Consider the following 25,273-nt stretch of genomic DNA (forward strand, 5'->3'; position numbering starts at 1 on the left):
GCATGCTTAGGAGTAGTGCTTAATAGTATTTGAGCGAGGTGGATGTCTGGAGATGGTGAAGAGCAAAGAGGTTGCTGAAATGTCACCGCTGCAAACGGCAATAAAGGCCGAACAGCTCTCGCTTCTGTTTAAGGCGATGGCCTCATCTTCCTTTGCAGCTACCATTAACGCAGCCATTTTAACGTTCATGCTGTGGGATGTTATCAGGCACGACTATCTGATCGGATGGCTCACAGTTCTGCTGCTTGCCACATTCGGCAGGTTGCTTCTTAGTCACTTTTATCAACGTGATCAGGCTAAAGTCGAAAATAGTCATCGTTGGGGTAGCTATTTTTCGGCAGGAACAATTCTGGCTGGCATCTGCTGGGGTTCTGCATCGCTACTTCTGTTTGCCAGTCAGTCTGTTGTTCATCAGGTATTTCTGGCTTTTGTTGTAGGTGGTATGGGCGCCGGAGCGATCACCTCACTGTCACCACAGAAACTTCCTATTCTCACTTTTCTCTCGCTGACTGTTTTACCTCTCTCTCTGCGCTTTGTTATCGAGGCAACACCTATGGCCTATGCCATGGGTTTTATGCTTTTCCTGTTTTGGATCATTCTGGTGATCAGTTCGCTAAGGATTCACCACAATTTCACACAAAACATCTCCCTGCGACTTGAGAGTCAGCGTCAGAGAGATGAGCTGGAAAAGAGCGAAAACCGATTCAGAGAGCTGTTTGAGAACAATCGGTGTGTGGAGCTGATTATCGATCCCGATGATGGAGCTATCATTGCAGCAAACAGGGCTGCAGAAGCTTTCTACGGTTACAGTCTGGATCAACTTCTGACGATGACTATCTCAGATATTAACATGCTCTCTCATGCCGAGGTCGCAGCTGAGATGCAGCAGGCGAAATCAGAGGGACGGAATCACTTCATCTTTCAACACAGGCTTGCTTCTGGTGAAGAGAGGGATGTTGAGGTCTATTCAGGGCCTCTGCACTGGAATGGCAAGAAGGTTCTCTATTCGATTATCCATGACATTACTGCCCGTGTAAAAGCTGAAGATCAACTGCGTAAACTCTCTCAGGCCATTGAACAGGCTGGTGAATCGATAGTGATTACCGACAGAGAGGGGATCATTGAATATGTGAATCCTGCATTTTCACTCATCACCGGGCATGCTGCTGAAGATGTGATGGGGGAGAGTCCCAGGCTTCTTAAGAGTGGCAGGCAGAGTTTGGCATTTTATGAGGAGTTGTGGCAGACGATACTCAGTGGCGAGGTGTGGAAGCGTACACTGATTGAAAGGCGCAAAGATGGCAGCCTCTATCCGGCATCGATGTCGATTGCTCCGATCTTCAATGAGGAGCATGAAATTACCCACTTTGTCGGTATCCAGCAGGATATGAGTGACCATCAGGAGCTGGAGAATAAATTCCGGCAGGCGCAGAAGATGGAGGCAATTGGCACGCTTGTGGGCGGTATAGCCCATGACTTTAACAATATGCTGGGAGGCATGACCGGCAACCTCTATCTGGCCAAAAAACGGATGGGCGATTTTCCTGATGTGGTGCACCGTCTGGAGGTAGTAGAGAGCCTGAGTTACAGGGCTTCGGATATGATCAAGCAGCTGCTGATGTTTGCACGTAAAGGTGTGCTGGAGATGCGACCTTTTGGCCTGACCTCATTTATCAAAGAGGTATCCAAGATCAATGAGGTTAGTATCCCGGAAAACATCACCTTCAAGACCCATTTTTGCCAGGAAGAGTTGGTGGTGAACGGTGATGCGACTCAGCTGCATCAGGCCTTGATCAATCTTCTTAACAATGCCCGCGATGCAGTGGCTAAGGTTGCTGAACCACAGGTTTCTCTTTCCCTTGATGAGTTTGAGGCGGATGCAGCTTTTAAACATCTCTACCCATCCATGAGTGGAACGCTGTTTGCAAGGCTGACGGTCAGTGATAACGGCTGTGGTATCAACAAAGAGGAGCAGGAGCATATCTTCGAACCGTTTTATACATCCAAGGAGGTCGGTACAGGCACCGGACTTGGCCTGGCCATGGTGTATGGTGCTATTGAAAGTCATGGTGGCATTGTTGACGTGGAGAGTTCACCCGGTGAGGGCTCCTCATTTTACATCTATCTGCCACTGCTGGAGGAGAAGCAGTCTGTAACCAGCCCTGAAGATAGTGACGCCATTATTAGTGGTCGGGGTGAGACCATTCTTGTAGTCGATGACAATGCCGACATTCGAAAGAGTACCAAAGAGGTGCTGGAGAGCATCGGCTACAAAGTCCTGGAGGCATCGGATGGTCTGGAGGCTGTAGAGATATTTGCTGCTAGCCACAGGAGTATTGCATGTGTCCTGATGGATGTGGTGATGCCTCGACTTGGTGGCGTAAAAGCGGTGGAGCGCATGTGCACTATTGATCCGGATGTGAATGTTATTTTTACGACCGGTTACGACAAAGAGGACGCACTAAAGGGTGAGATGCCATCCGCTGATTATCTGATTCTCTCCAAACCGTGCCATATTGAGATGCTGAGCAGGGTGATTCGGGAACAGCTGGACGGTTAACGGTTCAGGATTGCCAGATTAGCCAGCCAGTCACTCATCAGCAGTTCCAATCTCATCATTCACATCTTCAATCAGGCAGCGAATCTCTTCGATTGCACCTGTGTTGCCTGATTCAACAAGGCCGATGATGAAACTTTCTATGGTGCGCGGCAGCAGGGTGGGCTCATCCACCGGGCCGCGAGAGTAGAGGATAAAGCCGTTGAGAAAGGCCTCAAACTGCTCATCGGAAAGCTTTTCGTAGTTCTTGTTTTGTGATCCGGCCATGAAGGCCTTGATCTGGCTGCTGCTGAATTCAAAGCCGCCCAGCTCGAAAATCTCTTTAATCTCGAAATGTTTCAGATTGTTGGCAATGGTGATTTTTTTGAGGATTGCATTATTTTTCATGTCCCAAGCGTAACCACTCTGGTTATACGAAGGCCAGCAATTTCTATCCCGGCGATGCTATAGCCGCGCCTGCTTGTGGCGCTTATTGGCACGGTTAGGATTGAAGCATTGCATGCATCATCTGACTTAGTCCGATAAGTGAATAGGGTTTGGTCAGAATGTGACAGTTCTCAATCTCCTCTGAGGCTGGAGAAACGTGCTCCTGATCATAACCAGTGGCGAGGATGATAGGGATCTGTCCATTCATTTTGCGAATTTCTCTGGCCAGCTCCAACCCACCGATACCGGGCATGACAATATCTGAAAGAATGAGATCAATGTGATCTTGATGCTCCAGATATTGTGATAGTGCATCCTCACCATTGCTGGCCGTGAAAACTTTGTAGCCCAGTTCATGTAATACATCAGCCGTGGTCAGTCGCAGGCTCTCTTCATCATCGACCAGAAGAACGCGTTGCCCGTTGCCTCGTATAGCCTGTGAAGTCTCTACCTGATCGATATTGACCTCTGACTGCACCAGCGGCAGATAGATATGAAATGTTGTACCTCGCTCCGGCGAACTTTCTACCTGAAGTTGACCGCCATGCCTTTGAATAGAGCCATACACCATCGCCAGTCCAAGCCCGGTGCCCTTGCCGGGCCCTTTGGTTGTGAAAAACGGGTCGAAAATAGCCTCAATATGCTTTTTCTTGATGCCACTGCCATTGTCCCGAACAGTGATTTTAGCGAATTGTTCAGAATGGGCTTGTGGATATTGCTGTCTGAAAGCATCCGTGGCCTGAAACTTTTGCAGGCTCCAGATGATCTCAGGCTTCTTGACCTGTTCAAGGGCATCAATGGCGTTGTTGGAGAGGTTGATCATCACCTGTTGTAGCTGGGTGGCATCGGCATCGATATTAAGTTGTTCATCACAGATGCTCAGGTGATGGTGAATGCTTTCAGGAATGGTGCTTTTAGCGAGTGTAAAACCCTCTTTAATTAACTTGTTGAGATTGATGGTTTCAATTTCAACAATATCTTTTTTGGCAAATGTGAGCAGCTGATTGACTACACCACTGGCCTGTTCACTCAGCGCTGCAATGGTGTTCAACCTGTTGTTGAGTGCTTGTGGATCATGAAGGTTTCTAAGAGCTAAAAAGATATTCCCCTGCACAGCCGCCAGCATGTTGTTGAAGTCATGGGCGATGCCACCTACCAGAGTACCCATCGACTCCATCTTCTGTGCCTGAAGCAGCTGGTTTTCCATCTGCTTGAGCTCAGTAATGTCTTTCTGAATAGAGACATAGTGGATGATCTCATGCTGTGCATTGAATACCGGAGCAATAGAGATCATGGCCGGATAAAAACTGCCATCCTTGCGGCGGTCGATCAGTGTGCCCTCCCAGTTATGGCCTGCTGAAATGGCCTGCCAGAGTTCATGGTAGATGGCCGGATCCTGTGCGTCGCTTTTAAGTATGGAGGTGGGCTGGCCGACAGCCTCATGAAATGCGTAACCTGTATTCTGGATAAAGGCGGGATTGACGTATTCAATTAGCCCATTCGGATCTGTAATGATGATGCCTTCACCAGCCTGCTGCAGAGCCTGTGACAGCTTACTCAACTCTTTCTGCTGGGCGGCTATCTCCTGCTGAGCCTGTTTACGTTCACTGATATCTGTACAGAAAACGAAAAACATGCCGTCATTGTTGGGAAGATAGGTAGTGGCAACCTCTACTGGCCAGAGCTCACCCTGTCTGGTTCGGTGCCAGGTCTCAAAACGGTCATGCCCGGTGCGGATGATTTTCTCGATATGCCGCTTCGTCTCTTCAGAGGATTCATTGGCCTCAAGATCCGATATGTGCATGCTAAGCAGCTCTTTCCTGCTGTAACCGGAGCGTTGGATATAGGCTTCATTGACATCAACAAGGCGCCCCTGGTTATCGGCTTGCCAGAAACCATCAGCTGAGGTTTTTAGCAGAGTGCTATACATCCGCTCTTTCTCATCCAGTGCTGCATGCATTTTTTTGCGTTCTGAGATATCCCGCACAATGCAGAGAGAGAGGATTTCATTGTCGACATTTACCATGCGCGCACTGATTTCGATCGGCATCACGGAGCCATCTCTGCGATAGTGGGCTGTTTCGAAAACGGCATGACCATTTTGAATAATCTCTTCCATTCGTTGGGGGACTTTGGCTGCAAACTCCGGCGGATCGAGTTGCTTGACGGATTTGCCGATTACCTCCTGTTTTTCATATCCCAGTCGCAGATGAAAGGCAGGATTGCACTCAATAATTGTCCCCTCAGTATTGACGATGATGACTCCGTCATTGATCACCTCAAAGAGCAGCGTGTTTAACTCGCTGATGGAATCAAACTGTGGTTGTTTGTCATCCTTTCGCATGTGTTGTCCCTGTGACTTCCATGTGTTGGTCGGCATCCATTCACTATGGTTGCCAAAGTTTACAGATACAAGCAAATTTCATGCCTTGGTTGAGGCGGATAAACCGATCAGTTATTAATTTCATGGTATATTCATCAAGTTATAGGCACTCTTCGCGGCCGGTAATTTCCGCAGGTATATAATTAAATGACTACAAATGAACAACATCAGCTCACATTCGCCGAGCTGAATCTAAATCCCGACGTGCTTAAAGGCATTCAAGATGTCGGTTATGAGACACCATCTCCGATTCAGGCACAGACCATTCCACTGCTATTAGAGGGCAGGGATCTGGTTGGCCAGGCACAGACAGGTACAGGTAAAACCGGTGCTTTTGCGCTGCCGATGCTCTCCCATATCGATTTGACTAAAAGCTCTCCGCAGCTGCTGGTTCTGGCGCCAACACGTGAGCTGGCCATTCAGGTTGCCGAGGCATTTCAGATCTATGCCAAACATATGAAAGGCTTCCATGTTCTGCCAATTTATGGTGGCCAGAGCTATGAGATTCAGCTGCGCGCACTCAAACGCGGCGTCCATGTTGTCGTCGGCACACCCGGTCGTGTGATGGATCATATGCGTCGTGGTACACTTGATCTTGGTGGCCTGCGCGCCCTTGTGCTCGATGAAGCAGATGAGATGCTGCGTATGGGCTTTATTGATGATGTGAAGTGGGTACTTGAGCAGACTCCGTCAAATCGTCAGATCGCGCTTTTCTCAGCCACCATGCCACCGGTTATTCGCAAGATCGCCGAGCAGCATCTGAATAACCCTGAACATGTCACCGTGAAGGTGAAAACATCCACAGCAGAAACCATTCGCCAGCGTTATCTGATTGCCAGTGGCCGCCAGAAGATGGATGCATTGACCCGTATCCTTGAGGCAGAGCCATTTGATGGCATGATCATCTTTGTGCGCACCAAGTCGGCGACCGAAGAGATAGCTGAAAAGCTTGAAGCGCGTGGTTTCTCCGCAACAGCACTTAATGGTGATATCACCCAGAAAACACGTGAAGCGACAGTCAACCGTCTGAAGAAGGGGCAGATCGATATTATCGTTGCCACAGACGTTGCAGCACGTGGACTGGATGTGGATCGTATTTCGCATGTGATCAACTATGATATTCCCAACGATACTGAGCCTTATGTGCACCGTATTGGCCGTACCGGCAGGGCAGGGCGTAAGGGCGATGCGATTCTTTTCGTAGCACCGCGTGAAAAGCGTATGCTCTATGCGATTGAGCGGGCGACCAAGCAGACCATTGAGCAGTATGTCATGCCGACAACTGAAGATATCAATAACAAGCGCATTGATGAGTTCAAACAGCGCATCAGTGAGACGCTGGAGTCCAGTGAAGGTCTGGAGTTGTTTGCGAGCATCGTAGAGAAGTATCAGGCTGAACATGACGTTTCGGCTATTGAGATTGCAGCCGCACTGGCAAAAATGGCGCAGGGTGATAAGTCTCTGCTGCTTAAGGATCAGCCGATACGTGCAGCCCGTGAACGGGCCGAACGAAATGATTCACGCGATGAGAGCAGAGGCGAAAGAAGGCCAAGGCCTGAACGTGCTGATTCCACTGAACACGCATCAGATCGTGCACCGCGTCGAGACAAACCTGTAGCCAGAACCTTCAGCGGGCCAAAACCTGACAGGGGTATGGCGCGCTACCGTCTTGAGGTTGGTGAGATGCATGGCGTGAAGCCGGGCAATATTGTTGGTGCGATTGCCAATGAGATGGGGCTGGAGTCTGAATTTATTGATAAAATCAATATTATGGATGACCACAGTACCGTTGATCTGCCGGAAGGTATGCCCAGTGAGCTGTTCAAACAGTTCCGTGAGATCAGGGTTGCCGGGCGTACGCTGGATGCGACCTGCCTCACTGATTCAGGTTCACAGGGTTCAGCACCAAGGTCTCCTGCAGCCAAAAAACGTAATATCAGGCCCTCCGGTTCTCGCGGTGGTGATCGCCCTCCGCGTCGTGGTGGAGCTGCTCCTAAGGGCAGGGGTAAACCTCCTCGCAGGTGATAACCCTCTTTCACATATAGAACGAAAAAGCCGTCCTGACTGGGCGGCTTTTTTTATTCATTTGCAGTGAAGTGTTTGCTCTTTGTCTAAATACATTTTCCTGTAGTGGTGCTCCTGCCTCTGCAAAGCCTATACCACCCGCGTTGGTGCAGGCCCGTTCCCGACAGAGTTGTATAATGCTGAAGGGATGTGCGATGCCGAAAATGCCGGTAAGCATATGGCAGAAAAAGGGCATGAGTTTGGTGCTACCACCGGTCGTCCGCGCCGTACCGGCTGGTTTGATGCCCCGGTTGTTCAGCACGCCGTGCGTATTAACGGTGTTACTGGTCTGGCGATTACCAAGCTGGATGTGCTCGATGGCCTTGATGAGGTGAAACTCTGCACCGGTTATGAGCTAAATGGTGAGCTGCTGAAATCTATTCCAGCCTGCTGCTCTGAACTGGATGCAGTAACCCCGGTTTATGAGACACTGCCGGGCTGGAGTGAGAACACCTTTGGCGCGACATCCATGGATCAGCTGCCAGCCAATGCTGTGGCACTTCTTAAGCGCATTGAATCGGTGTGTGGTTGCCCGGTGATAATGCTCTCCACAGGTCCTGATCGCAATCACATCATTCATCTCTGATAGTAGAGAGTTTCTATAATTCATTGAAAAGTGTGCCGCTCTGAAAAGCGGCACACTTTTTGCTGCAATATTCTAACCTGTTTGCAGGTCGGAGTGCGCTATTGAAATGATCTCTTCTTATTGCAAAGAATTTGCATGTTCCAGACTGTTTAAAGCAGCTCTAATAGCATTAGGTATCCTGATGCTATTCAACCCTTTTGCGGCTCAATCCCATACAGATCACCAAGAGATTCTCGTCGGAAGTGAACTGGATTATCCCCCTTATGCTACGGTAGATAAAGATGGCAATGCCGATGGCTTCTCGGTTGACCTGATCAAGTCTGTTGCAGAAGCGGTGGGATTAAAGATCAAGTTTCAGGTCGGCCCGTGGAGTGAGGTGAAGGCCAAGCTGGAACGCGGTGAAATTGATGCTCTGCCTCTGGTAGCATACTCCACTGAACGTGAAAAATATTTCGACTTTTCCAAACCACATATTATTGGCCATGCTGTCGCTTTTGTACGAAAGGGTAGCAGTGAGTTCAAAGCCATTGATGATCTGCGTGGCAAAGAGGTGATTGTCATGCGTTCTGATTCAACGCATGAGTATGTCAAATTCAGCGCCATCACTGATAAAATCATCTTAACCGATACTCTGGCTGATGCCTTTCAGCTGCTCTCTTCAGGCAGACACGATTTTGTCATTGCCCCCAAACTCTCCGGTCTGCTGCTGTTGAATGAGTTAGGTATTAATAATGTTGAAACCTTTGGCGGACCGCTTGAGTCCTATGGTAAAGGTTACGCCTTTGCCGTTCATGAAGGTGATTCAGAGCTTCTGGCACACCTTGAACATGGTCTTGTATTGGTTAAAGCCAGTGGAGAATATGATCAAATTTATGACAAGTGGTTTGGGCATATTGATCCCCGTCAAAAGGAGCAGAGTCAGCTTATAAGGTATGCCCTGATAGGGCTGTTTATCCTGGCATGCATTATCCTGGTCGGGTCAATCTGGAATCTGACGTTGCGTCGAAAAGTGGCGCTGAGAACGCAGGAGCTGCTGGAGAGTGAAACCCGTTTTGCTGCCACCTTTGCCGAGGCGGCGATTGGGTTGGCGCATGTGGCTCCGGACGGTTCCTGGATTCGCGTGAATCAGGCACTTTGTGATATTGTTGGTTACAGTAATGATGAGCTGCTAAAGCTCACCTTTCAGGATATTACCCATCCCGATGACCTCAATGCTGATCTGCATTTTGTTGAGCAGATGCTGTCTGGAGAGATTCATCAATACAGCATGGAGAAGCGCTATTTCCGTAAGGATGGTTCGACTGTTTGGATTAATCTCACCGTATCACTGGTGCGTAAAGAGAGTGGCGAAGCGGACTACTTCATCTCTGCAGTTGAGGATATCTCACGCCGTAAAGCTCTGGATGCCTTGGTGGGCCAGTCCAAGGATGAGTTGGAGAGATTCTTTGACCTTGTTCCGGATATGGTCTGTGTGGCAACACCGGATGGCTACTTCAAAAAGATTAATAACACCTGGAGCAATATTCTGGGGTATTCAGATGAAGAGCTGCTCTCCAGACCTTATGTCGAATATGTGCACCCGGAAGATAGGAAGAATACGGAGGAGGCCCAAGCTACTCTCGTTCAAGGCATAAAAGTTTTTCAATTTACCAATCGATACCGCTGCAAAGATGGAACATACAGATGGCTGGAGTGGGTCTCTGCACCGGGCTTAGATGGAACAATTTACGCGATAGCACGTGATATTACTGAACGTCGCGAGGCTGATGAACTTGTTCTGAGAGAGCGGAATCTGGCACAGAAGTATCTTGATATTGCCGGTGTGATGATGGTGGCCCTGGATGTTGAGGGCAATGTGACACTGATTAATCGCAAAGGCTTGGAGATTCTGGGCTTTGAAGAGCATGAGCTGCTGCATAAAAACTGGTTTGACACCTGTCTGCCGACTGATGTGGTTGAAGAGGTTAGCGCTGTATTTAAGGAAATTATCACAGGAGAGGTCCCGCCACTCTACTACTATGAGAATCCTGTAGTTACCAAATCAGGTGAGCACAGAATCATCGCATTTCATAATACAATGATGACAAATAGTGAAGGGGAGATCATAGGCCTTCTCTCTTCCGGCGAAGATGTGACAGATCGTATCATGGCTGAAAAAACTATTCAGGCTCTGGTTGAAACAACATCACGATATGTAGGAGATGAATTTTTCAGATCATCAGTGACAACTCTGCAGCAGTGGCTGGAAGCTGACGCTGTGATTCTCAGTCGACTGGTTGATGAAGAGCATGTGCAGGCCATTGCTATGCGAGTTGGTGATAAATTTGTTGAAGACTACTCCTATGCATTGGCCCATACGCCTTGTAAAAATGTTATTAAAGACGGCTATTGCAGCTATCCGGAAAATGCGATGCAGCTATTTCCTCAAGATGAAGATCTCATCACGATGCAGATAGAGGGTTATATCGGTGAGCCTTTGAAGAGTAATGATGGCGAAGTTCTTGGTCTTCTCTGTGCGCTCTCAAAAAAAAGAAACCATTTTCCTGAACATGCTCAGGATGTGATGAAAATTGTTGCAGCAAGAGCTGCCAGTGAGCTTGAGCGCAGAGAGGTGACGATGAGGCTGGATAAGCTCTCTCAGGCTGTAGAGCAGGCTGGTGAAGGTGTGGTGATCACAGACAGAGAGGGAGTGATTGAGTATATCAATCCTGCTTTTAGCGAGATCACTGGCTACAGTTTTGATGAGGTGATTGGTGAGAATCCACGCCTGTTAAAAAGTGGCAAGCATGATCGCAAATTCTATGAGTCGATGTGGGCCACATTAACTGCTGGAGAGGTGTGGCAGGGGCGGGTAACCGATAAGCGCAAGGATGGCTCGCTCTATCCGGCTCTGGTGACCATATCCCCGATTAAAAGCAGCGAGGGAGTGATTACCCATTATGTCGGGGTGCAGCAGAATCTGAAGGAGTATGAGGACCTGGAGCGCCAGTTCCATCAATCGCAGAAGATGGAGGCGATCGGTACGCTGGTTGGTGGTATTGCACACGATTTTAATAATTCACTGGCTGGCATTGCAGGCAACCTCTATCTGGCGCGAGCCAAATCCGAACAGCCGGAGGTGCTGGCTAAACTTGAGAGTGCAGAGAAGCTGGCATTCTCTGCGGCGGGCACAATCCAGCAGTTGCTCACCTTCTCACGCAAGGGTGTTGTAAATATGAGCGTGTTTACGCTGGCTCCTTTCCTGAAAGAGGTGATTAAGCTGCATCGCATCTCGATTCCGGAGAGTATCACTCTGCATCAGCAGCTTGATGATCTTGGCTTAAAGGTGCGTGGCGATCTCAATCAGCTGCAGCAGGTGATCCTGAATCTGACTAATAATGCCCGTGATGCAGTTGAAGGTGTAGAGAACCCACAGATTACGATTGCTTTGACGCAAGAGAAAATTGCTGAACCCGAAAAGGCAGTGCGCGGTCAGCTTAAGGGGGGTGAATATGCCTGCATCCGTGTGATAGATAATGGTTGTGGGATCGCTGCTGAAGATCGAGCGCACATTTTTGAACCGTTTTTTACAACCAAGGAGGAGGGCAAGGGTACAGGGCTTGGTCTGGCAATGGTTTACGGTGCTGTGAAGACGCATAATGGCTGGATTTATACCACGCCGGGTGAAGACGGTGTGGGAACTATCATGCAAATCTATCTGCCACTGGTTCACCAGAAGGCAGAGCAGGCGTTGGATTATGGCGAAGATACCGTAGTTGAAGGCAGGGGCGAAAGGATTCTGCTTGTTGATGATAATGAGGATGTGCTGAATGTTGGCAAGGATGTGCTTGAGGGGCTGAATTACAGGGTTCTTATGGCAAAAGATGGACTGGAGGCAGTAGCGCTCTACAGCGCCGATCCAGATAAGATTGATCTGCTAATTCTTGATGTTGTGATGCCGGGCATGGGTGGCTTTGAAGCATTGAAACAGATTCGCCAGATCAATCCGGATGTAAAAGCACTGTTTGCAACCGGTTATAACAAGGCCAGTGCAGAGGCTGATGATGAGGCATTTAAAGATGAGATGATTATCTCCAAACCTTTTGCTATCTCAGCGTTGAGTCAGCTGATCAGAGAGCAGCTGGATGCCAGGCCATGAGGCCGTGAATGACTTTTTGAGCCAACGCGTGGTATGATGCATCTGTTTGGATGCTGAACCGATAAAGCAGCATCGGAGGTGATATGAGGTTAGATGCCAGGTCATCAAAAAAAGCCTTTTCTCAGCAGAAACATGCGAGCCCTTTTCGTAATGTTCTCAATACCATGCTATTTGATGTGCACAGCAAAACCGGGCGTACTGTAAACCTGAATATCACCATACTGATTGTTGTCAGCGTGCTGATTTCCATGATGGGTACCATGCCTGATCTTGAGCAGGCGTGGGTTGAACGAATCCAGCAGCTTGAAATGATTGTTACAGGCCTCTTTGCCATTGAGTTTGCGGCACGCTGTTATGCAGCCAGAAGTGCCCGCGCCTATATCTTCAGCTTTTACGGAATTGTTGATCTGCTGTCGATCCTTCCCATGCTACTGATTGGCGATCCCAATGTTGCAATCAGAATGCTGAGAGTTTTGCGTCTGCTTAAACTGGTGCGTTACCTGCGTGCCATGCGTCTGTTTATATCAAGCATGCGCGATACGATGGAGATGCTGCTGATGGTGTTCGGTTGTATTGCACTGGGAGCAATTCTGGCTGGTAACCTGATCTACACCATAGAGCCTGAAACATTTAAAAGTGCTTTTGAAGGTGCCTGGTGGGGTATTGTGACGATGACGACGGTGGGCTATGGCGATGTGGTTCCTAACACGCTTGCCGGACGCGTTGTCGCAATTTGCCTGATGGTGGTTGGTATCTGTATGTTTGCGGCAGTCACCGGTGTGGTTTCGATAAAAATTGCCCGCGCTGTCCATCATGGTGTGAAGTGCCAGAGCTGCGAAAAATCAATGGCTCCTGAGTTCCGTTACTGCCCTCACTGTGGCTATAAACAGCTGGATGAGGATGAGGACGATATGGATGCTGAGGATAAAGAGAGAGAGTAACTCTTCAGCTTTTATAAAACCTGTATCTCACTGTCGGGCTCATCTTTGAGCATGCCTTCCTGATACCGAACTACCTGATTGCGGCCTGTATTTTTAGCGACATAGAGCGCTGTGTCGGCCAGATGGATACATTGATCCAGATCATCAGAATCATCCGAGTAGATGGCGACACCGATGGAGAGTGTTTTGTTGAATGCAGATGATTCAGCACTGAACTGATTCTCTTCAAGTGTGCGTCGAATGCGTTCAGCAATCTCCAGTGTTTTAGCCTCTTCGGCATCAGTAATGATGACCAGAAACTCTTCACCACCATATCGGATGACATAATCTGAGAGGCGCACTGCTTTAGTGAGTATCTTGGCCGTGCCGATCAGAACAGTATCACCAACCTTGTGCCCATAGGTGTCATTGGTATCTTTGAAAAAATCGACATCGCACATCAGCAGGCCGATCTTCTTTTTACTGCGCTGGGCTGAAGCAATCAGCCGTGATTTGAATTGATCAAGGAAACGGCGGTTATAAAGATCAGTCATCGGATCCTTGAGAGTCGATGCATGCAACACCTCTGTGAGGCGCTTGGACTCAATCACCGGCGAAGCTTCACTGAAGTAAGTACGGATAAACGGCAGCTTCTTTTTGATCTCTGCGGCTTCACTATCCTCATGGATGATTTGCAACACAACCCCGATACGCCCACCCTGCATCAGCGGGATGCAGAAGTGGTGCAGATGAATCTCATCTTTGGAGCAGATGCGGTTACCGGCAAATGAGGTGCAGATATTCTCCTCCTCTTCAGAATTAACATCGTGGGCAGTTCTGCAGGCTCTGCATGCAGACGAATCGACATTGACCTCAGGGTTGCACCAGAGCATTTGCTCTTCCGGAAGTCCATGCGCATAGATCAGTTTCATCAGCTGTTTGTCATGGTTCACTTCATAGAGTGAAAAGCGTTTGATCTGGAAGGTGTCTGTGAGTGCCTGAAAAATGCGTTCATAGACATCACCAAGGTTGCGATCCTCTTCAATAGTCTGTTTAAAGCGTACGGCACCCACCATAGTTTTTACCGAGTCCACCGTACGGGTGAGCAGGTTACCCTCACCAGTTGTGATGCTGTGAACCTCCATCGATTCGACCTCTTTGATAATGGTGCCAAAACTCTGCTCCAGCGTATCCATGAGGTGATTGGTTTGGGTTGCTACCTGACCCAGTTCATCATTGCGACCCTCTTCCATTCTTCCTGAAAAGTTGCCCTCCTTGGCATGGGCAACCACATCACGCATCGATGTGGCGGTGGCAACGATAGGCATGAGTAGTTGTCTTAAAACATAACCGAGCAGAATGGCGAAGACTATAAATGCAGCAATGAGAACATAGGTTGAGGATAAGGCAGTGGCACGCTGATCTGTAAGATCCAGTTCGATATTCACCAGACCGAGCAGTGTACCTTCGTTGACGTCGTGGCACTGCAGGCATGTTTTTTCAGCGTAGTAGGGGGTGATGTACTGGTATTTTACACCCTCGGCCGTTTCGATCATGCGATCATTTGAAGTGCCGGTTCTCAGGGCTATTTTTTCTGCATCATTGGGCTCATGAGTCCCTTTGCCGTACTGCTTCTCTGTCGCCTGCGTGCGCACGATGCGGATTTCATGCAGATCGGCAATATGACTTCTAATATGTTTTTCCAATGCCTCATGATCGTAGTCGCCAGCAAGAAAGCTCAGTAGTAGTTCATTGCGAGCCAGTTCAGATGCCATCTCTCCATGTTCTCTCTCATTCTCCAGTGAAGTGGAGCGGAAGGAGAGCAGTGATACACCGGCCAGCATCACCACCATGGCCAGTGTGGATAGCAGAATAAGAATAGAAACTTTGGTCCGAATGCGCATATATTCACCCCGTTGAATATGACCTGATTCACTTTTATACGCATAAATCGGGCCAACTTAATGGTGATTCAGTCACGCTAACTCAACTGAAGCGAAGCGTTTAAGACAAATCTATGGAATGGGTGTCAGAGCTTTATCGAAGAGACGCTCTTACTAGTGAGGTCGGTCACAGTTGATGCATGTCAGGAGGTTAGTTTTAGTGCTGTGGATAAAGTGACGTTGTTTCAAAGGAGTAGATGTTATGATTGAAAAACAGGTTGAAAACGAAAAAATGAACGCGAAAGCTGATCAGAACGACACGCGTCAGACCATTTACCCGTTTCCTCGTCCGCTGTTTGCCAAATAACAGTTAAGATTTAACGTCTCCTCACGCGCCTTTTATGCAACGGGCGCTGAGGTTTTGCAGCTGATGACCCTCCTGCCTCATGCCTCCTCATCGAAGTGGATGGGATCAGCTGATCCGGGCCGTTACCGATAAGATCGGTGCGGCCCATTTTTTTGAGTGCTTCACGCAGTAGCGGCCAGTTTTCAGGATCGTGATAACGCAGAAAAGCCTTGTGCAGATCACGCTGTTTTTTGCGTTTGGGTGTGAAGACCTTTTCACTTTTGTTGCTTATTTTGCGCAACGGATTTCTCTCCGAATAATACATCGCACTGGCTGTAGCCATGGGTGATGGCAGGAAAGCCTGCACCTGATCAGGCCTGAACTGGTTGGCTTTCAGCCATAGCGCCAGATTAAGCATATCCTCATCACTTGTGCCCGGATGGGCGGCGATAAAGTAGGGGATGAGATACTGTTTTTTGCCGGCCCGCTTTGATGCGGCTTCAAACATCTTTTTGAAGCGGTCAAAGCTGCCGATACCCGGTTTCATCATCTTGTTGAGCGGGCCCTCTTCAGTGTGTTCCGGCGCAATTTTCAGATACCCCCCGACATGATAGGTGGCCAGCTCCTCAATATACTCCGGTGATTCAACCGCCAGATCATAGCGCAGCCCCGATGCGATAAAGATGCGTTTAATGCCGCGAAGGGAGCGCGCCCTGCGGTAGAGCCTGATCAGAGGGGTATGGTCGGTATTGAGGTTTTTGCATATGCCTGGAAAGACACAGGATGGTTTGCGGCAGGCCGCCTCAATCTCTTTCGACTTGCAGGCCAGCCGATACATATTGGCAGTAGGTCCGCCCAGATCGGAGATGGTGCCGGCAAAACCCGGTGTTTTATCACGAATCTCTTCGATCTCATGGATGATCGAATCTTCAGAGCGGCTCTGGATGATGCGCCCCTCATGCTCGGTGATTGAGCAGAAGGTACAGCCCCCAAAGCAGCCGCGCATGATGTTCACGGAGTGTTTGATCATGTCATAGGCTGGAATTCTACGGTTTCCATAACTCTGGTGCGGTGTGCGTGAGTAGGGCAGTCCGAACACAAAATCCATTTCACCGGTGCTCAGCGGGATAGGGGGAGGATTAAGCCAGACATCCCGATTGCCATGGCGTTGCACCAGCGCCCGCGCATTGCCCGGATTGGTCTCCAGATGCATCAGACGGGAGGCGTGGGCGTAGAGAACCGGACTCTCTTTGACCTCTTCATATGAGGGGAGGCGAATCACTGTGTTGGCACTCTCCAGTGAGCGGGACATCAGACGCAGCGGTTCTGCCTCATCCTGAGTCGCACAGGCCTGTGTGGCACTATCTTTCATGGCATAAGGGTCAGGGTGCTCAATTAGCTTGCCCGGCGTGTCCAGTTCACGTGAGTCGATCTCATGCCAGCCATCGGGAATCGTGTTGCGCATGATGGCTGTGCCGCGCAGATCGGTAATCTCTTTGACCGAGTCACCACCAGCTAATCTATGTGCGACCTCGATGATCTGAGACTCAGCATTACCAAAAACCAGCATGTCCGCTTTGGAGTCAGGCAGAACGGAGCGGCGAACCGTGTCTGACCAGTAGTCGTAGTGGGCGATACGGCGCAGGCTGGCCTCAATACTACCGATAATCACCGGCACACCTTTAAAGGCTTCGCGGCAGCGCTGGGCATAGACGGTAACGGCCCTATCCGGCCGTTTGCCTGCTACGCCATCCGGGGTATAGGCATCATCAGAGCGGATACGGCGCTCGGATGTGTAGTGATTGACCATCGAATCCATATTGCCGGCAGTCACACCGAAAAAGAGGTTCGGCGCACCGAGCGTGCGGAATGCATCAGCAGATTTCCAGTCCGGTTGAGAGATAATGCCAACCCGAAAGCCCTGCGCCTCGAGTACACGGCCAATCACAGCCATGCCAAAGCTAGGGTGATCGATATAGGCATCACCGGTTACGATGATGATGTCGCAACTATCCCAACCCAATTGATCCATCTCGGCTCTGCTCATAGGGAGTTGCTGAGCAGGGGTAAGCTCAGACCGATATTTCGGCCAACTCAGAATCGAGCGTTTGTGAGTTTTCTGCTCTTTGGTCATGGCCGCATCCTATCAGTCAAAGCCGGTTGATGCTTATATCGAAAGTTGTGCCTATTCGATGTTCTGAGTTGCTTTTAAATTTAACTGGTTTTTAATCACAGGGTGGCCAAAATCGCATCCATCAAAGTGATGGAGTTACAATGATTTCAGCAATCAGATCTTTTCTTAAACTGGAGTCAGCCAGTGGTATCCTGCTCATTGCAGCGGCCTGTCTGGCTGTGATACTGGCCAACTCACCACTCTCACACTACTACGATCTTCTGCTTGATACGCCTGTAGAGGTGCGTGTCGGTGCACTGCAGATCGCCAAACCTCTGCTGTTGTGGATTAATGATGGCTTGATGGCTGTGTTCTTCTTCATTGTCGGTCTGGAGTTAAAGCGCGAGATGCTTGAAGGGGAACTATCCTCAGCCAGAGCGATTGCTCTTCCTGCTTTTGCTGCAGTGGGTGGCATGGTCGTGCCTGCGCTGATCTATATCCTTATCAATCGTGGTGATCCGGTAGCACTTGAAGGGTGGGCTGTGCCCACAGCAACAGACATCGCTTTTGCGCTTGCCATTCTCACTCTGCTTGGTGATCGCGTACCGCTGGCACTGAAAACTTTTCTGGTCTCTCTGGCAATTTTCGATGATCTGGGGGCGATCATCATTATTGCTATCTTCTATACCTCTGAGATCTCGACCATCAGCTTGATCATTGCTGCTGTTTGCATTGCCGGATTGGCGCTACTGAATCGCTCTCATGTATACAGATTGACCCCCTATATCCTTTTTGCAGTAATTATGTGGGTGGCAGTACTGAAATCGGGTGTGCACGCGACACTGGCAGGTGTGATCGTGGCGATGTTTATTCCACTGGCTCGTGACCCGGAGAGAGATCGCTCTCCGCTTAAAGAGTTGGAACATGATCTGCATGCTCTGGTGGCTTTTGTGGTCCTTCCTCTGTTTGCTTTTGCCAATTCAGGGCTGAGTTTTAAAGAGACGGGCTTGGATCAACTGCTGCATCCGGTGACCGTTGGTATTGCTCTGGGCCTGTTTGTCGGTAAACAGCTGGGTGTTTTTACCTTTGCCTGGCTGGCTGTGAAGATGGGGCTGGCGACGCTGCCTTCTAAGGTGAGCTGGTCACTGATCTATGGCGTTTCACTGCTTTGCGGCGTTGGCTTTACGATGAGTCTGTTTATCGGTTCGCTGGCCTTTGAGAGTGGGGGGGAGAACCTCTTCTTCGATGAGCGCCTGGGTATCATTGCTGCCTCCACACTCTCCGCAATATGTGGCTACCTGTGGCTGAAGAGGGCTTTGATTAATCCTCAATAAGTTTCTGTCGATAGAATAGATGGTGATTGGGTGATACGCTCTCCAATGAGCTTTACCTTTTCTATTTCGACAGGAGTTGATTGAACTAGATGCTATCTTTCCGACTGAAGCGGTTCCTTACATTTTTTGTGCCGCTTGTGTTGATTACTACGGCCATTTCGTTGAACCTCTATTTTACCACCATAGAGGCAGATCAGGCTCGACTGCAATCCAAACATGCCTCTCTGCTTACGTATCAGAAAGAGAGTATTGAGAAGACCCTGAACCTGTTCATGTCGGATTTGATGGTGCTCTCCTCACAGCATGAACTGAAACTCCTGTTTGCCAGTGATGGCGAAACTCATCGTCATGATCTGGCCAATGAGATTGTAGCATTTATGGAGCATAAGGATATTTATGATCAGGCTCGAATCCTCGATCTTGATGGTAATGAAATTTTTCGCGTTAACAGCAATAGCGGAGCTCCCGTGGTTATTCAAGCATCCAAACTGCAGAATAAAAGCGAGAGGTATTACTTTAAAGAGATTGTCGCACTGGGTGAGGGCGAATTCTATATCTCTCCATTTGATCTGAATATCGAACACGGGGCAATCCAACAGCCACTGAATCCTGTCATTCGGATGGCAACTCCAATATTTGATGAGCGTGGCAATAAACGCGCCATAATCATTCTTAATATGGTTGGTGAGGGGCTGCTTAGTCCGTTTGAGAAGCTGGTATCTGCAGGCGTCGGGAAAACATTGTTGATCAATGCCGAGGGCTATTGGTTGAAGGGGTTGCAGCGTGAGGATGAGTGGGGGTTTATGTTTTCCGAAGGTAGGGATAGAACATTCCAGAAACGCTTTCCTGAAGCTGCAAAAATAGTGATGAGCAGTGAAAATGGCACCCTCTCTCTGGATTCCGGCTTTTTTGCCTATACGAGGATTTCAGCAGCCCCAACACTGGAAGGGCATTCGATTAATCCTTCTGCAACTTCGAATTGGTGGTGGATCATCTCCTATGTATCACCGCAGGAACTGGATTTGATAAGTCAGGTTCAACGTGAACGCTATATACTGTTCAATGTGATCTTTGCACTGTTGTTTGCGATTGGTTCATGGATTGGTGCCGATGCGATGAATAGGCACCATCTTGCCGAGAAGCAGTTAATGGTTTCAGAGCGGCGCTTTAGATCAGTCACTGAGACTGCAAAAGATGCCATTATTATTACCGATGGAGATGGAGAAATTGTTTCATGGAATGGCGGCGCCACCTATACCTTCGGTTATACGGAGTCTGAGACGCTTGGTGAACAGGTGACCATGATCATGCCTGAACGCTATCGGGAGATGCACAATCAGGGTATCCAGCACTATAAAGAGAACGGTTATCCAGTACTTATTGATAAAACCATGGAGTTGCATGGCCTGAAGAAAGATGGAGAAGAGATCGATATACGTTTTTCTCTCTCAACCTGGGGTTCGGATGGCGAGCACTATTATGGTGCGATTATTCATGATATCACCGAAACGAAAAAACTTGAGCGGCAGCTGGAGGCGATGGCCAGCAAGGATGGCCTGACCGGACTCTATAACCGCATCACATTTGATACGCGAATTATTGAAGAGCTTTCTCGCTCCAGACGATATAAACATCCGATATCGCTTATGTTTCTTGATATCGATTATTTCAAAAAGGTGAATGATCACTACGGCCATGCCGCAGGTGATGCCTGCCTGATCGAATTTGCTGAGCTGATGCGCAAGATGACGCGAACTGTGGATGTGGTGGCGCGCTATGGCGGCGAGGAGTTTGTGATTATTCTGCCGCATACCGATTCACAGAGTGCCACTATTCTGGCTGAACGGTTGCGCGAGGCTGCAGAGCAGATGAGTACCATCTATAAAAATGAGCATATATCCTGGACTATATCGATCGGTCTGGCCTCTCTTGAGCAGAACTGGGATACCTCCATTGAGTCCTGGCTGGAGCGAGCCGATGGCGCTCTCTACAAGGCCAAGGATAGTGGCCGTAACCGGGTTGTGATCAGTCAGGAAGAGCAGGCATAAGCTGCCGGTTTTTTCACCTTATCTGATTGCGGTATGAGAAATGGCAATCCAGAGTGGGGGCGGTCATGACCACACTTCGCTTTAATAAACCCTACCAGGTGTTGAGCCAGTTCACTGATGAAACGGGTCGCAAGGCCTTGGCCGATTTTATCGATATGCCGGGAATTTATGCTGCTGGTCGACTGGATCGTGATAGTGAGGGGTTGCTGCTGTTGACCAGTGACGGGCTGTTACAGAATCGCATCTCGCATCCGGATTACAAACTTTACAAGATCTATTGGGTGCAGGTGGATGGTCAGATTAGTGATCAGGCACTACAGAAGCTTCGTGAGGGCGTGCAGCTCAAGGATGGCATGACTTTGCCTGCACAGGTTGAGGAGATCCCTCCACCAGCCTCTCTCTGGCCGCGTGATCCACCGATCCGGGAACGGGCGGAGATCCCCACTTCGTGGATTCAAATCGAAATATGTGAAGGGCGTAATCGGCAGGTGAGGCGTATGACGGCAGCAGTCGGTTTTCCAACCCTGCGTCTGATCCGCTATGCCATCGGCCCGATCAGCCTTGAGGGATTGAATCCCGGAGAATACGCTGAAGTGGAAGAGCAGCCGTTGTGGGAGTTCTTTCCTCAACAGAAGACCAGGCGTTCAAGAGGTAGCAACAAGCCGGGGCCGACAGCAAGAGATCGAGGTTCTAACAGAGGTAGAGAAAAGAGAGCTCGCAGATGAGTGAAAGCTGGCAAGAGGGAATCAAGATACTGCTTCGTCAGTCGAAAATAAGTTTTTTAGCCACACAGGGGCGGCATGGGCCCGAGTCATCGATGGCGCCCTTTGCCATACATGAGGGAGATATTCTTCTGCATCTATCAAAACTGGCAGCCCATACGATGAACATTGAGAATAGTGCCGCTATTGGGCTGATGATCTGCACGCCAGAAACTGAAGCTGATTCACCTTTGGCACTACCCAGGTTGAGTCTGCAGGGTGAAGCCACTCCTGTTACAGAAGATAGGCTTGAAGCAGCAAAAGCCGCTTATCTGAGTGCAATTCCGTATGCCGAATCACTTTTTGGGTTTGGCGACTTCCGTCTGTTCAAATTCAAACCTGAGTCCATTCACTGGGTAGGGGGCTTTGGCAGGGCTCGAAAGGTTACGCAGGGTCAATGGTATAACATCACCTTGGCTCCATAAAAAAGACGACCCGAAGGTCGTCTTTTCGATGAATAGATATGAATTATTTTAGACCGTTGAGGAATGCGATGACCTCATCTGCATCTGCACCGGTTACCTTCTGAGAGCCCATCTTGCTCTTGCCTCCGGCTGCCTTTGCCATGCCTTTGGAGTCGGCGATCCATGCTTTCATATTCTCCTCATTCCACACGAAATCGGCACTGGCAAGGTAGCTGCCATATTTAAAACCTTCAACAGAACCAGCCTTTTTACCCATGATGCCGAACAGATTCGGACCGACCTTATTTTTGTCACCCTGATCAAAGGTGTGGCACGCCTTACATTTGCTTTCTGCACCAGCTATAGCTTCTGTAATGGCAACACCGCTCATGAACATGGTTGCTGCTGTGGTAATCATGATAATCTTTTTCATTGTCTGCTCCTGTTGGTAAAGAATTAACGCATAATATTATGATATAATTATATGTCAATGGGATGCAGGGGGTAAAAAATACGCGCACATAAAAAAAAGGGAGCCTTACGGCTCCCTATTTCATTAAGTAGAGGAGAGTTACCTCAAAAAAATCAGTTTTTAGACTGATCCACGATCTTGTTGATCCATGGCATCATTGCACGAAGCTTGGCACCAGTCTGTTCGATCGGGTGTGCTGCGTTGTTGCGACGTGCAGCAGTCATCGAAGCGTAGTTGGTTGCACCTTCAAGGATGAACTGCTTGGCGTATTCACCTGTCTGGATGTTGTGCAGACACTCTTTCATCGCCTTGCGGGACTCATCGTTAATCACGCGAGGACCGGTCACATACTCACCATACTCAGCATTGTTGGAGATCGAGTAGTTCATGTTGGCGATGCCGCCTTCATACATCAGATCAACAATCAGCTTTAGCTCGTGCAGGCACTCAAAGTATGCCATCTCCGGTGCGTAACCTGCTTCAGTCAGGGTTTCAAAACCTGCTTTGACCAGCTCAACAGCACCACCACACAGAACAGCCTGCTCACCGAACAGATCGGTTTCAGTCTCATCCTTGAATGTGGTTTCAATAATGCCGGTACGGCCGCCACCGATAGCCGATGCGTAAGAGAGGCAGACCTCTTTCGCTGTGCCTGTTGCATCCTGATGGATAGCGATCAGATCAGGGATACCTCCGCCTCTGACAAATTCAGAGCGAACAGTGTGACCGGGTGCTTTAGGGGCGATCATGACAACGTCGAGATCAGCACGTGGTACAACCTGATTGTAGTGGATGGCAAAACCGTGCGCGAAAGCGAGGGTGGCACCCTGTTTCAGGTTTGGCTCAAGCTCGTCACGGTAGAGGACGGACTGGAACTCGTCAGGGGTGAGTACCATGACGATATCAGCACCGGCAACAGCATCAGCTACGTTGGTAACTTTCAGGCCGTGTGCCTCAGCTTTGGCAACAGATGAAGAGCCTGCACGCAGGCCGACAGTAACGTCTACGCCGGAATCGTTGAGGTTGGTAGCGTGCGCATGGCCCTGGGATCCGTAACCAATGATCGCTACTTTTTTACTTTTGATGATCGAAAGATCTGCGTCTTTATCGTAATAGACGTTTAGAGCCATGAGGTTTCTCCTGTGCAATTGGTTGTAATAATATTTTTAAGGCGGCGCAGCATATACGTTTCACCGCTAAAGTTCACCCACTTTTGAGCTGTTTGCCACGAAGAACAGGAAGAGCGCGAGGAAATATAGAGCGTTTGGATTATTCGCTGTTTATCTGTTTGCTCTTCCTGCTGTGATTTGTGCCGTTCGAGGTGGGTGTTAATCCTCGCTGAAGACTGTGCCGACACCGTCATCGGTGAGTATCTCAAGCAGCAGTGCATGCGGGACACGACCATCAATGATATGGGCCTGTTTTACGCCAGCCGCTACAGCATCCAGACAGCAGGTAACCTTGGGGATCATGCCACCGGCAATAGTGCCATCAGCGATCATCGCCCTGGTTTCTGACGGAGTCAGTCTGGAGCAGAGGTTTTTATCATTATCGAGTACACCGGCAACATCGGTCAGCAGAATCAGTTTGGCCGCTCCCAGCGCCTGCGCAATAGCACCGGCAACCAGATCAGCATTGATGTTGTAGCTCTGCCCCTCATCCTTGTGATAGCCGACCGGAGCAATCACCGGAATAAAACGGTCGGTATCCAGCAGGTTGAGAATCTCTGTGTTGATCGAGTGAACCTGACCAACATGGCCAAGATCGATAATCTCAGGCACATCCAGCTCCGGTGCATTCTTCTCAAACTTCATTTTGCGTGCGCAGATCAGTCCGCCATCCTTGCCGGAGAGGCCAATAGCTTTGCCGCCGGCTCTGTTGACGTTGCCGACAATCTCTTTGTTCACCAGACCGGCCAGCACCATCTCTACCACATCCATCGTCTCACTGTCGGTAACCCGCATGCCATCGATGAATTTGGCCTCCTTGCCGATCTTCTTCAGCAGGTTGCCGATCTGTGGGCCGCCACCATGGATAACAACAGGATTGATGCCCACCTGTTTGAGCAGGGTGATATCTGAGGCAAAGCTGGCTTTGAGATCCTCTTCGACCATGGCGTTGCCACCATATTTAATAACGATGGTTTTATCGGCAAAACGTTGCAGGTAGGGGAGTGCTTCAACCAGCGTTGCGGCACGTGCTGCACTATGTTTCATCATTGGCTCATCTCCTCAAGCGGTACGGTTTTCCGTGCATGTTCAGGCTCACAGTCAAGCAGTTTTGACCAGAGCCATATCAGGGCTGCAGTTGTAGCGGTGATGCCAAGACTTAACAGCAACCGTGAGTCATTAGGATCCTGCAGTTGCCGTCCCAGTGGAATCAGCACGATAATTGCCGTGGTCAATACTGCCAGTCGTGTCCAGATCACCGGTTGACGAAACAGAACACTGGCTGCACCGGGAATGGAGATCAGCGCGTAGAGGGTGATAACGATCCAGTGGTTCTCTTTATTCACATTGGTTAGTCCAGCCCATATGCCAGACCCGTTACCCATTTGCTGCTCGATAGCCGCGCCGACAATCAGGATCAGCGTTGCTGAACTGCTCCACAGCAGCCACCCCATCCATGCTCTGTTTCTGGCCAGGTGGTTCATCCATACGCCGTTACCGATAACAAGCATCAGTGCTGCAAATGCCATGCCCCATGGCGCAAAAGTAAAATCGATATTCATGCTGCTCCCTTTCCTGATCGTGATTGCACGCATACTAGCTGCTTTCAGCATTGAAATCACGCCGACCTGACCTTTCTTCTTTTATGGCTTGTTTATTGTTGGGGCTG

Annotated in this window: 16 protein-coding genes and 1 pseudogene; 9 read left to right on the top strand and 8 right to left on the bottom strand. The window is 49.3% G+C overall.

All coding sequences use genetic code 11. The annotated features are described in order from the left end of the window. The first annotated feature begins 52 nt into the window (after positions 1 to 52). Complete coding sequence (locus F3F93_RS03555) at positions 53 to 2,560, top strand: PAS domain-containing sensor histidine kinase (RefSeq protein WP_241696941.1); 2,508 nt, start codon at positions 53 to 55, stop codon at positions 2,558 to 2,560. Positions 2,561 to 2,590: 30 nt separating this feature from the next. Here F3F93_RS03555 and F3F93_RS03560 read toward each other — a convergent pair whose 3' ends face one another. After that, positions 2,591 to 2,944, bottom strand: a complete 354-nt coding sequence (locus F3F93_RS03560) for a DUF1456 family protein (protein ID WP_176957786.1) — start codon at positions 2,942 to 2,944, stop codon at positions 2,591 to 2,593. 94 nt (positions 2,945 to 3,038) lie between these two features. Continuing rightward, positions 3,039 to 5,327 (bottom strand): PAS domain S-box protein, encoded by a 2,289-nt coding sequence (locus F3F93_RS03565; RefSeq protein WP_176957787.1) that lies wholly within the window; start codon positions 5,325 to 5,327, stop codon positions 3,039 to 3,041. A gap of 186 nt (positions 5,328 to 5,513) precedes the next feature. On the opposite strand from F3F93_RS03565, the gene F3F93_RS03570 reads away from it, so the two are divergent. The 4 genes and pseudogenes from F3F93_RS03570 (at position 5,514) to F3F93_RS12580 (ending at position 13,095) form a co-directional block, all read left to right on the top strand. Continuing rightward, positions 5,514 to 7,391, top strand: coding sequence for a DEAD/DEAH box helicase (locus F3F93_RS03570; RefSeq protein ID WP_176957788.1), 1,878 nt, complete (start codon positions 5,514 to 5,516; stop codon positions 7,389 to 7,391). Positions 7,392 to 7,521: 130 nt separating this feature from the next. Beyond that, positions 7,522 to 8,016: pseudogene (locus F3F93_RS03575) on the top strand (adenylosuccinate synthetase); the annotation flags it as partial. Between the two features lie 181 nt (positions 8,017 to 8,197). Further along, positions 8,198 to 12,154 carry a PAS domain S-box protein gene (locus tag F3F93_RS03580; RefSeq protein WP_176957789.1) on the top strand — a complete coding sequence of 1,319 codons (3,957 nt, stop codon included), beginning with the start codon at positions 8,198 to 8,200 and terminating at the stop codon, positions 12,152 to 12,154. Between the two features lie 83 nt (positions 12,155 to 12,237). After that, positions 12,238 to 13,095: an ion transporter gene (locus tag F3F93_RS12580; protein ID WP_176957790.1), complete on the top strand. Its 858-nt coding sequence runs from the start codon at positions 12,238 to 12,240 to the stop codon at positions 13,093 to 13,095. Positions 13,096 to 13,106: 11 nt separating this feature from the next. Here F3F93_RS12580 and F3F93_RS03590 read toward each other — a convergent pair whose 3' ends face one another. After that, positions 13,107 to 14,978, bottom strand: a complete 1,872-nt coding sequence (locus F3F93_RS03590) for a diguanylate cyclase (protein WP_176957791.1) — start codon at positions 14,976 to 14,978, stop codon at positions 13,107 to 13,109. Between the two features lie 356 nt (positions 14,979 to 15,334). Beyond that, entirely contained in the window at positions 15,335 to 17,350 is a 2,016-nt protein-coding gene (locus tag F3F93_RS03595) for a YgiQ family radical SAM protein (protein ID WP_347239190.1), read from the bottom strand. Between the two features lie 227 nt (positions 17,351 to 17,577). On the opposite strand from F3F93_RS03595, the gene nhaA reads away from it, so the two are divergent. From nhaA to F3F93_RS03615, 4 genes are all read left to right on the top strand, one after another. Next, positions 17,578 to 18,750, top strand: a complete 1,173-nt coding sequence (gene nhaA, locus F3F93_RS03600; RefSeq protein WP_176957793.1) for a Na+/H+ antiporter NhaA — start codon at positions 17,578 to 17,580, stop codon at positions 18,748 to 18,750. Positions 18,751 to 18,839: 89 nt separating this feature from the next. Beyond that, positions 18,840 to 20,798 carry a diguanylate cyclase gene (locus tag F3F93_RS03605; RefSeq protein ID WP_176957794.1) on the top strand — a complete coding sequence of 653 codons (1,959 nt, stop codon included), beginning with the start codon at positions 18,840 to 18,842 and terminating at the stop codon, positions 20,796 to 20,798. A gap of 65 nt (positions 20,799 to 20,863) precedes the next feature. Further along, the gene (locus F3F93_RS03610; RefSeq protein ID WP_176957795.1) at positions 20,864 to 21,523 is read left to right on the top strand and encodes a pseudouridine synthase; all 660 of its coding nucleotides are present in this window, start codon (positions 20,864 to 20,866) and stop codon (positions 21,521 to 21,523) included. Then, positions 21,520 to 21,984 carry a pyridoxamine 5'-phosphate oxidase family protein gene (locus tag F3F93_RS03615; protein ID WP_176957796.1) on the top strand — a complete coding sequence of 155 codons (465 nt, stop codon included), beginning with the start codon at positions 21,520 to 21,522 and terminating at the stop codon, positions 21,982 to 21,984. The genes F3F93_RS03610 and F3F93_RS03615 overlap by 4 nt, the downstream gene beginning before the upstream one ends. A gap of 43 nt (positions 21,985 to 22,027) precedes the next feature. Here F3F93_RS03615 and F3F93_RS03620 read toward each other — a convergent pair whose 3' ends face one another. The 4 genes from F3F93_RS03620 to F3F93_RS03635 all read right to left on the bottom strand — a co-directional run bounded on the left by F3F93_RS03620 (position 22,028) and on the right by F3F93_RS03635 (position 25,166). Further along, positions 22,028 to 22,396 (bottom strand): c-type cytochrome, encoded by a 369-nt coding sequence (locus tag F3F93_RS03620; RefSeq protein ID WP_176957797.1) that lies wholly within the window; start codon positions 22,394 to 22,396, stop codon positions 22,028 to 22,030. A 152-nt stretch (positions 22,397 to 22,548) separates the two neighbouring features. After that, positions 22,549 to 23,565, bottom strand: a complete 1,017-nt coding sequence (gene ilvC / locus F3F93_RS03625; RefSeq protein WP_176957798.1) for a ketol-acid reductoisomerase — start codon at positions 23,563 to 23,565, stop codon at positions 22,549 to 22,551. Between the two features lie 198 nt (positions 23,566 to 23,763). Next, entirely contained in the window at positions 23,764 to 24,651 is an 888-nt protein-coding gene (argB, locus tag F3F93_RS03630) for an acetylglutamate kinase (protein WP_176957860.1), read from the bottom strand. Beyond that, a complete protein-coding gene (locus F3F93_RS03635; RefSeq protein WP_176957799.1) occupies positions 24,651 to 25,166 on the bottom strand; it encodes a hypothetical protein in 516 nt (171 codons plus the stop codon). Before F3F93_RS03635 ends, argB begins: the two co-directional genes overlap by 1 nt. Positions 25,167 to 25,273 lie beyond the last annotated feature (107 nt).

It is taken from the genome of Mariprofundus sp. KV, from assembly GCF_013387475.1.
Classification (GTDB): domain Bacteria; phylum Pseudomonadota; class Zetaproteobacteria; order Mariprofundales; family Mariprofundaceae; genus Mariprofundus.

What these genes read in the sequence shown, in the direction of transcription:
- F3F93_RS03555 (WP_241696941.1), top strand. Translation starts at nt 53, where the DNA reads ATGGTGAAGAGCAAAGAGGTTGCTGAAATGTCACCGCTGCAAACGGCA.
- F3F93_RS03560 (WP_176957786.1), bottom strand. Translation starts at nt 2,944, where the DNA reads ATGAAAAATAATGCAATCCTCAAAAAAATCACCATTGCCAACAATCTG.
- F3F93_RS03565 (WP_176957787.1), bottom strand. Translation starts at nt 5,327, where the DNA reads ATGCGAAAGGATGACAAACAACCACAGTTTGATTCCATCAGCGAGTTA.
- F3F93_RS03570 (WP_176957788.1), top strand. Translation starts at nt 5,514, where the DNA reads ATGACTACAAATGAACAACATCAGCTCACATTCGCCGAGCTGAATCTA.
- F3F93_RS03580 (WP_176957789.1), top strand. Translation starts at nt 8,198, where the DNA reads ATGCTATTCAACCCTTTTGCGGCTCAATCCCATACAGATCACCAAGAG.
- F3F93_RS12580 (WP_176957790.1), top strand. Translation starts at nt 12,238, where the DNA reads ATGAGGTTAGATGCCAGGTCATCAAAAAAAGCCTTTTCTCAGCAGAAA.
- F3F93_RS03590 (WP_176957791.1), bottom strand. Translation starts at nt 14,978, where the DNA reads ATGCGCATTCGGACCAAAGTTTCTATTCTTATTCTGCTATCCACACTG.
- F3F93_RS03595 (WP_347239190.1), bottom strand. Translation starts at nt 17,350, where the DNA reads ATGAGCAGAGCCGAGATGGATCAATTGGGTTGGGATAGTTGCGACATC.
- nhaA (WP_176957793.1), top strand. Translation starts at nt 17,578, where the DNA reads ATGATTTCAGCAATCAGATCTTTTCTTAAACTGGAGTCAGCCAGTGGT.
- F3F93_RS03605 (WP_176957794.1), top strand. Translation starts at nt 18,840, where the DNA reads ATGCTATCTTTCCGACTGAAGCGGTTCCTTACATTTTTTGTGCCGCTT.
- F3F93_RS03610 (WP_176957795.1), top strand. Translation starts at nt 20,864, where the DNA reads ATGACCACACTTCGCTTTAATAAACCCTACCAGGTGTTGAGCCAGTTC.
- F3F93_RS03615 (WP_176957796.1), top strand. Translation starts at nt 21,520, where the DNA reads ATGAGTGAAAGCTGGCAAGAGGGAATCAAGATACTGCTTCGTCAGTCG.
- F3F93_RS03620 (WP_176957797.1), bottom strand. Translation starts at nt 22,396, where the DNA reads ATGAAAAAGATTATCATGATTACCACAGCAGCAACCATGTTCATGAGC.
- ilvC (WP_176957798.1), bottom strand. Translation starts at nt 23,565, where the DNA reads ATGGCTCTAAACGTCTATTACGATAAAGACGCAGATCTTTCGATCATC.
- argB (WP_176957860.1), bottom strand. Translation starts at nt 24,651, where the DNA reads ATGAAACATAGTGCAGCACGTGCCGCAACGCTGGTTGAAGCACTCCCC.
- F3F93_RS03635 (WP_176957799.1), bottom strand. Translation starts at nt 25,166, where the DNA reads ATGAATATCGATTTTACTTTTGCGCCATGGGGCATGGCATTTGCAGCA.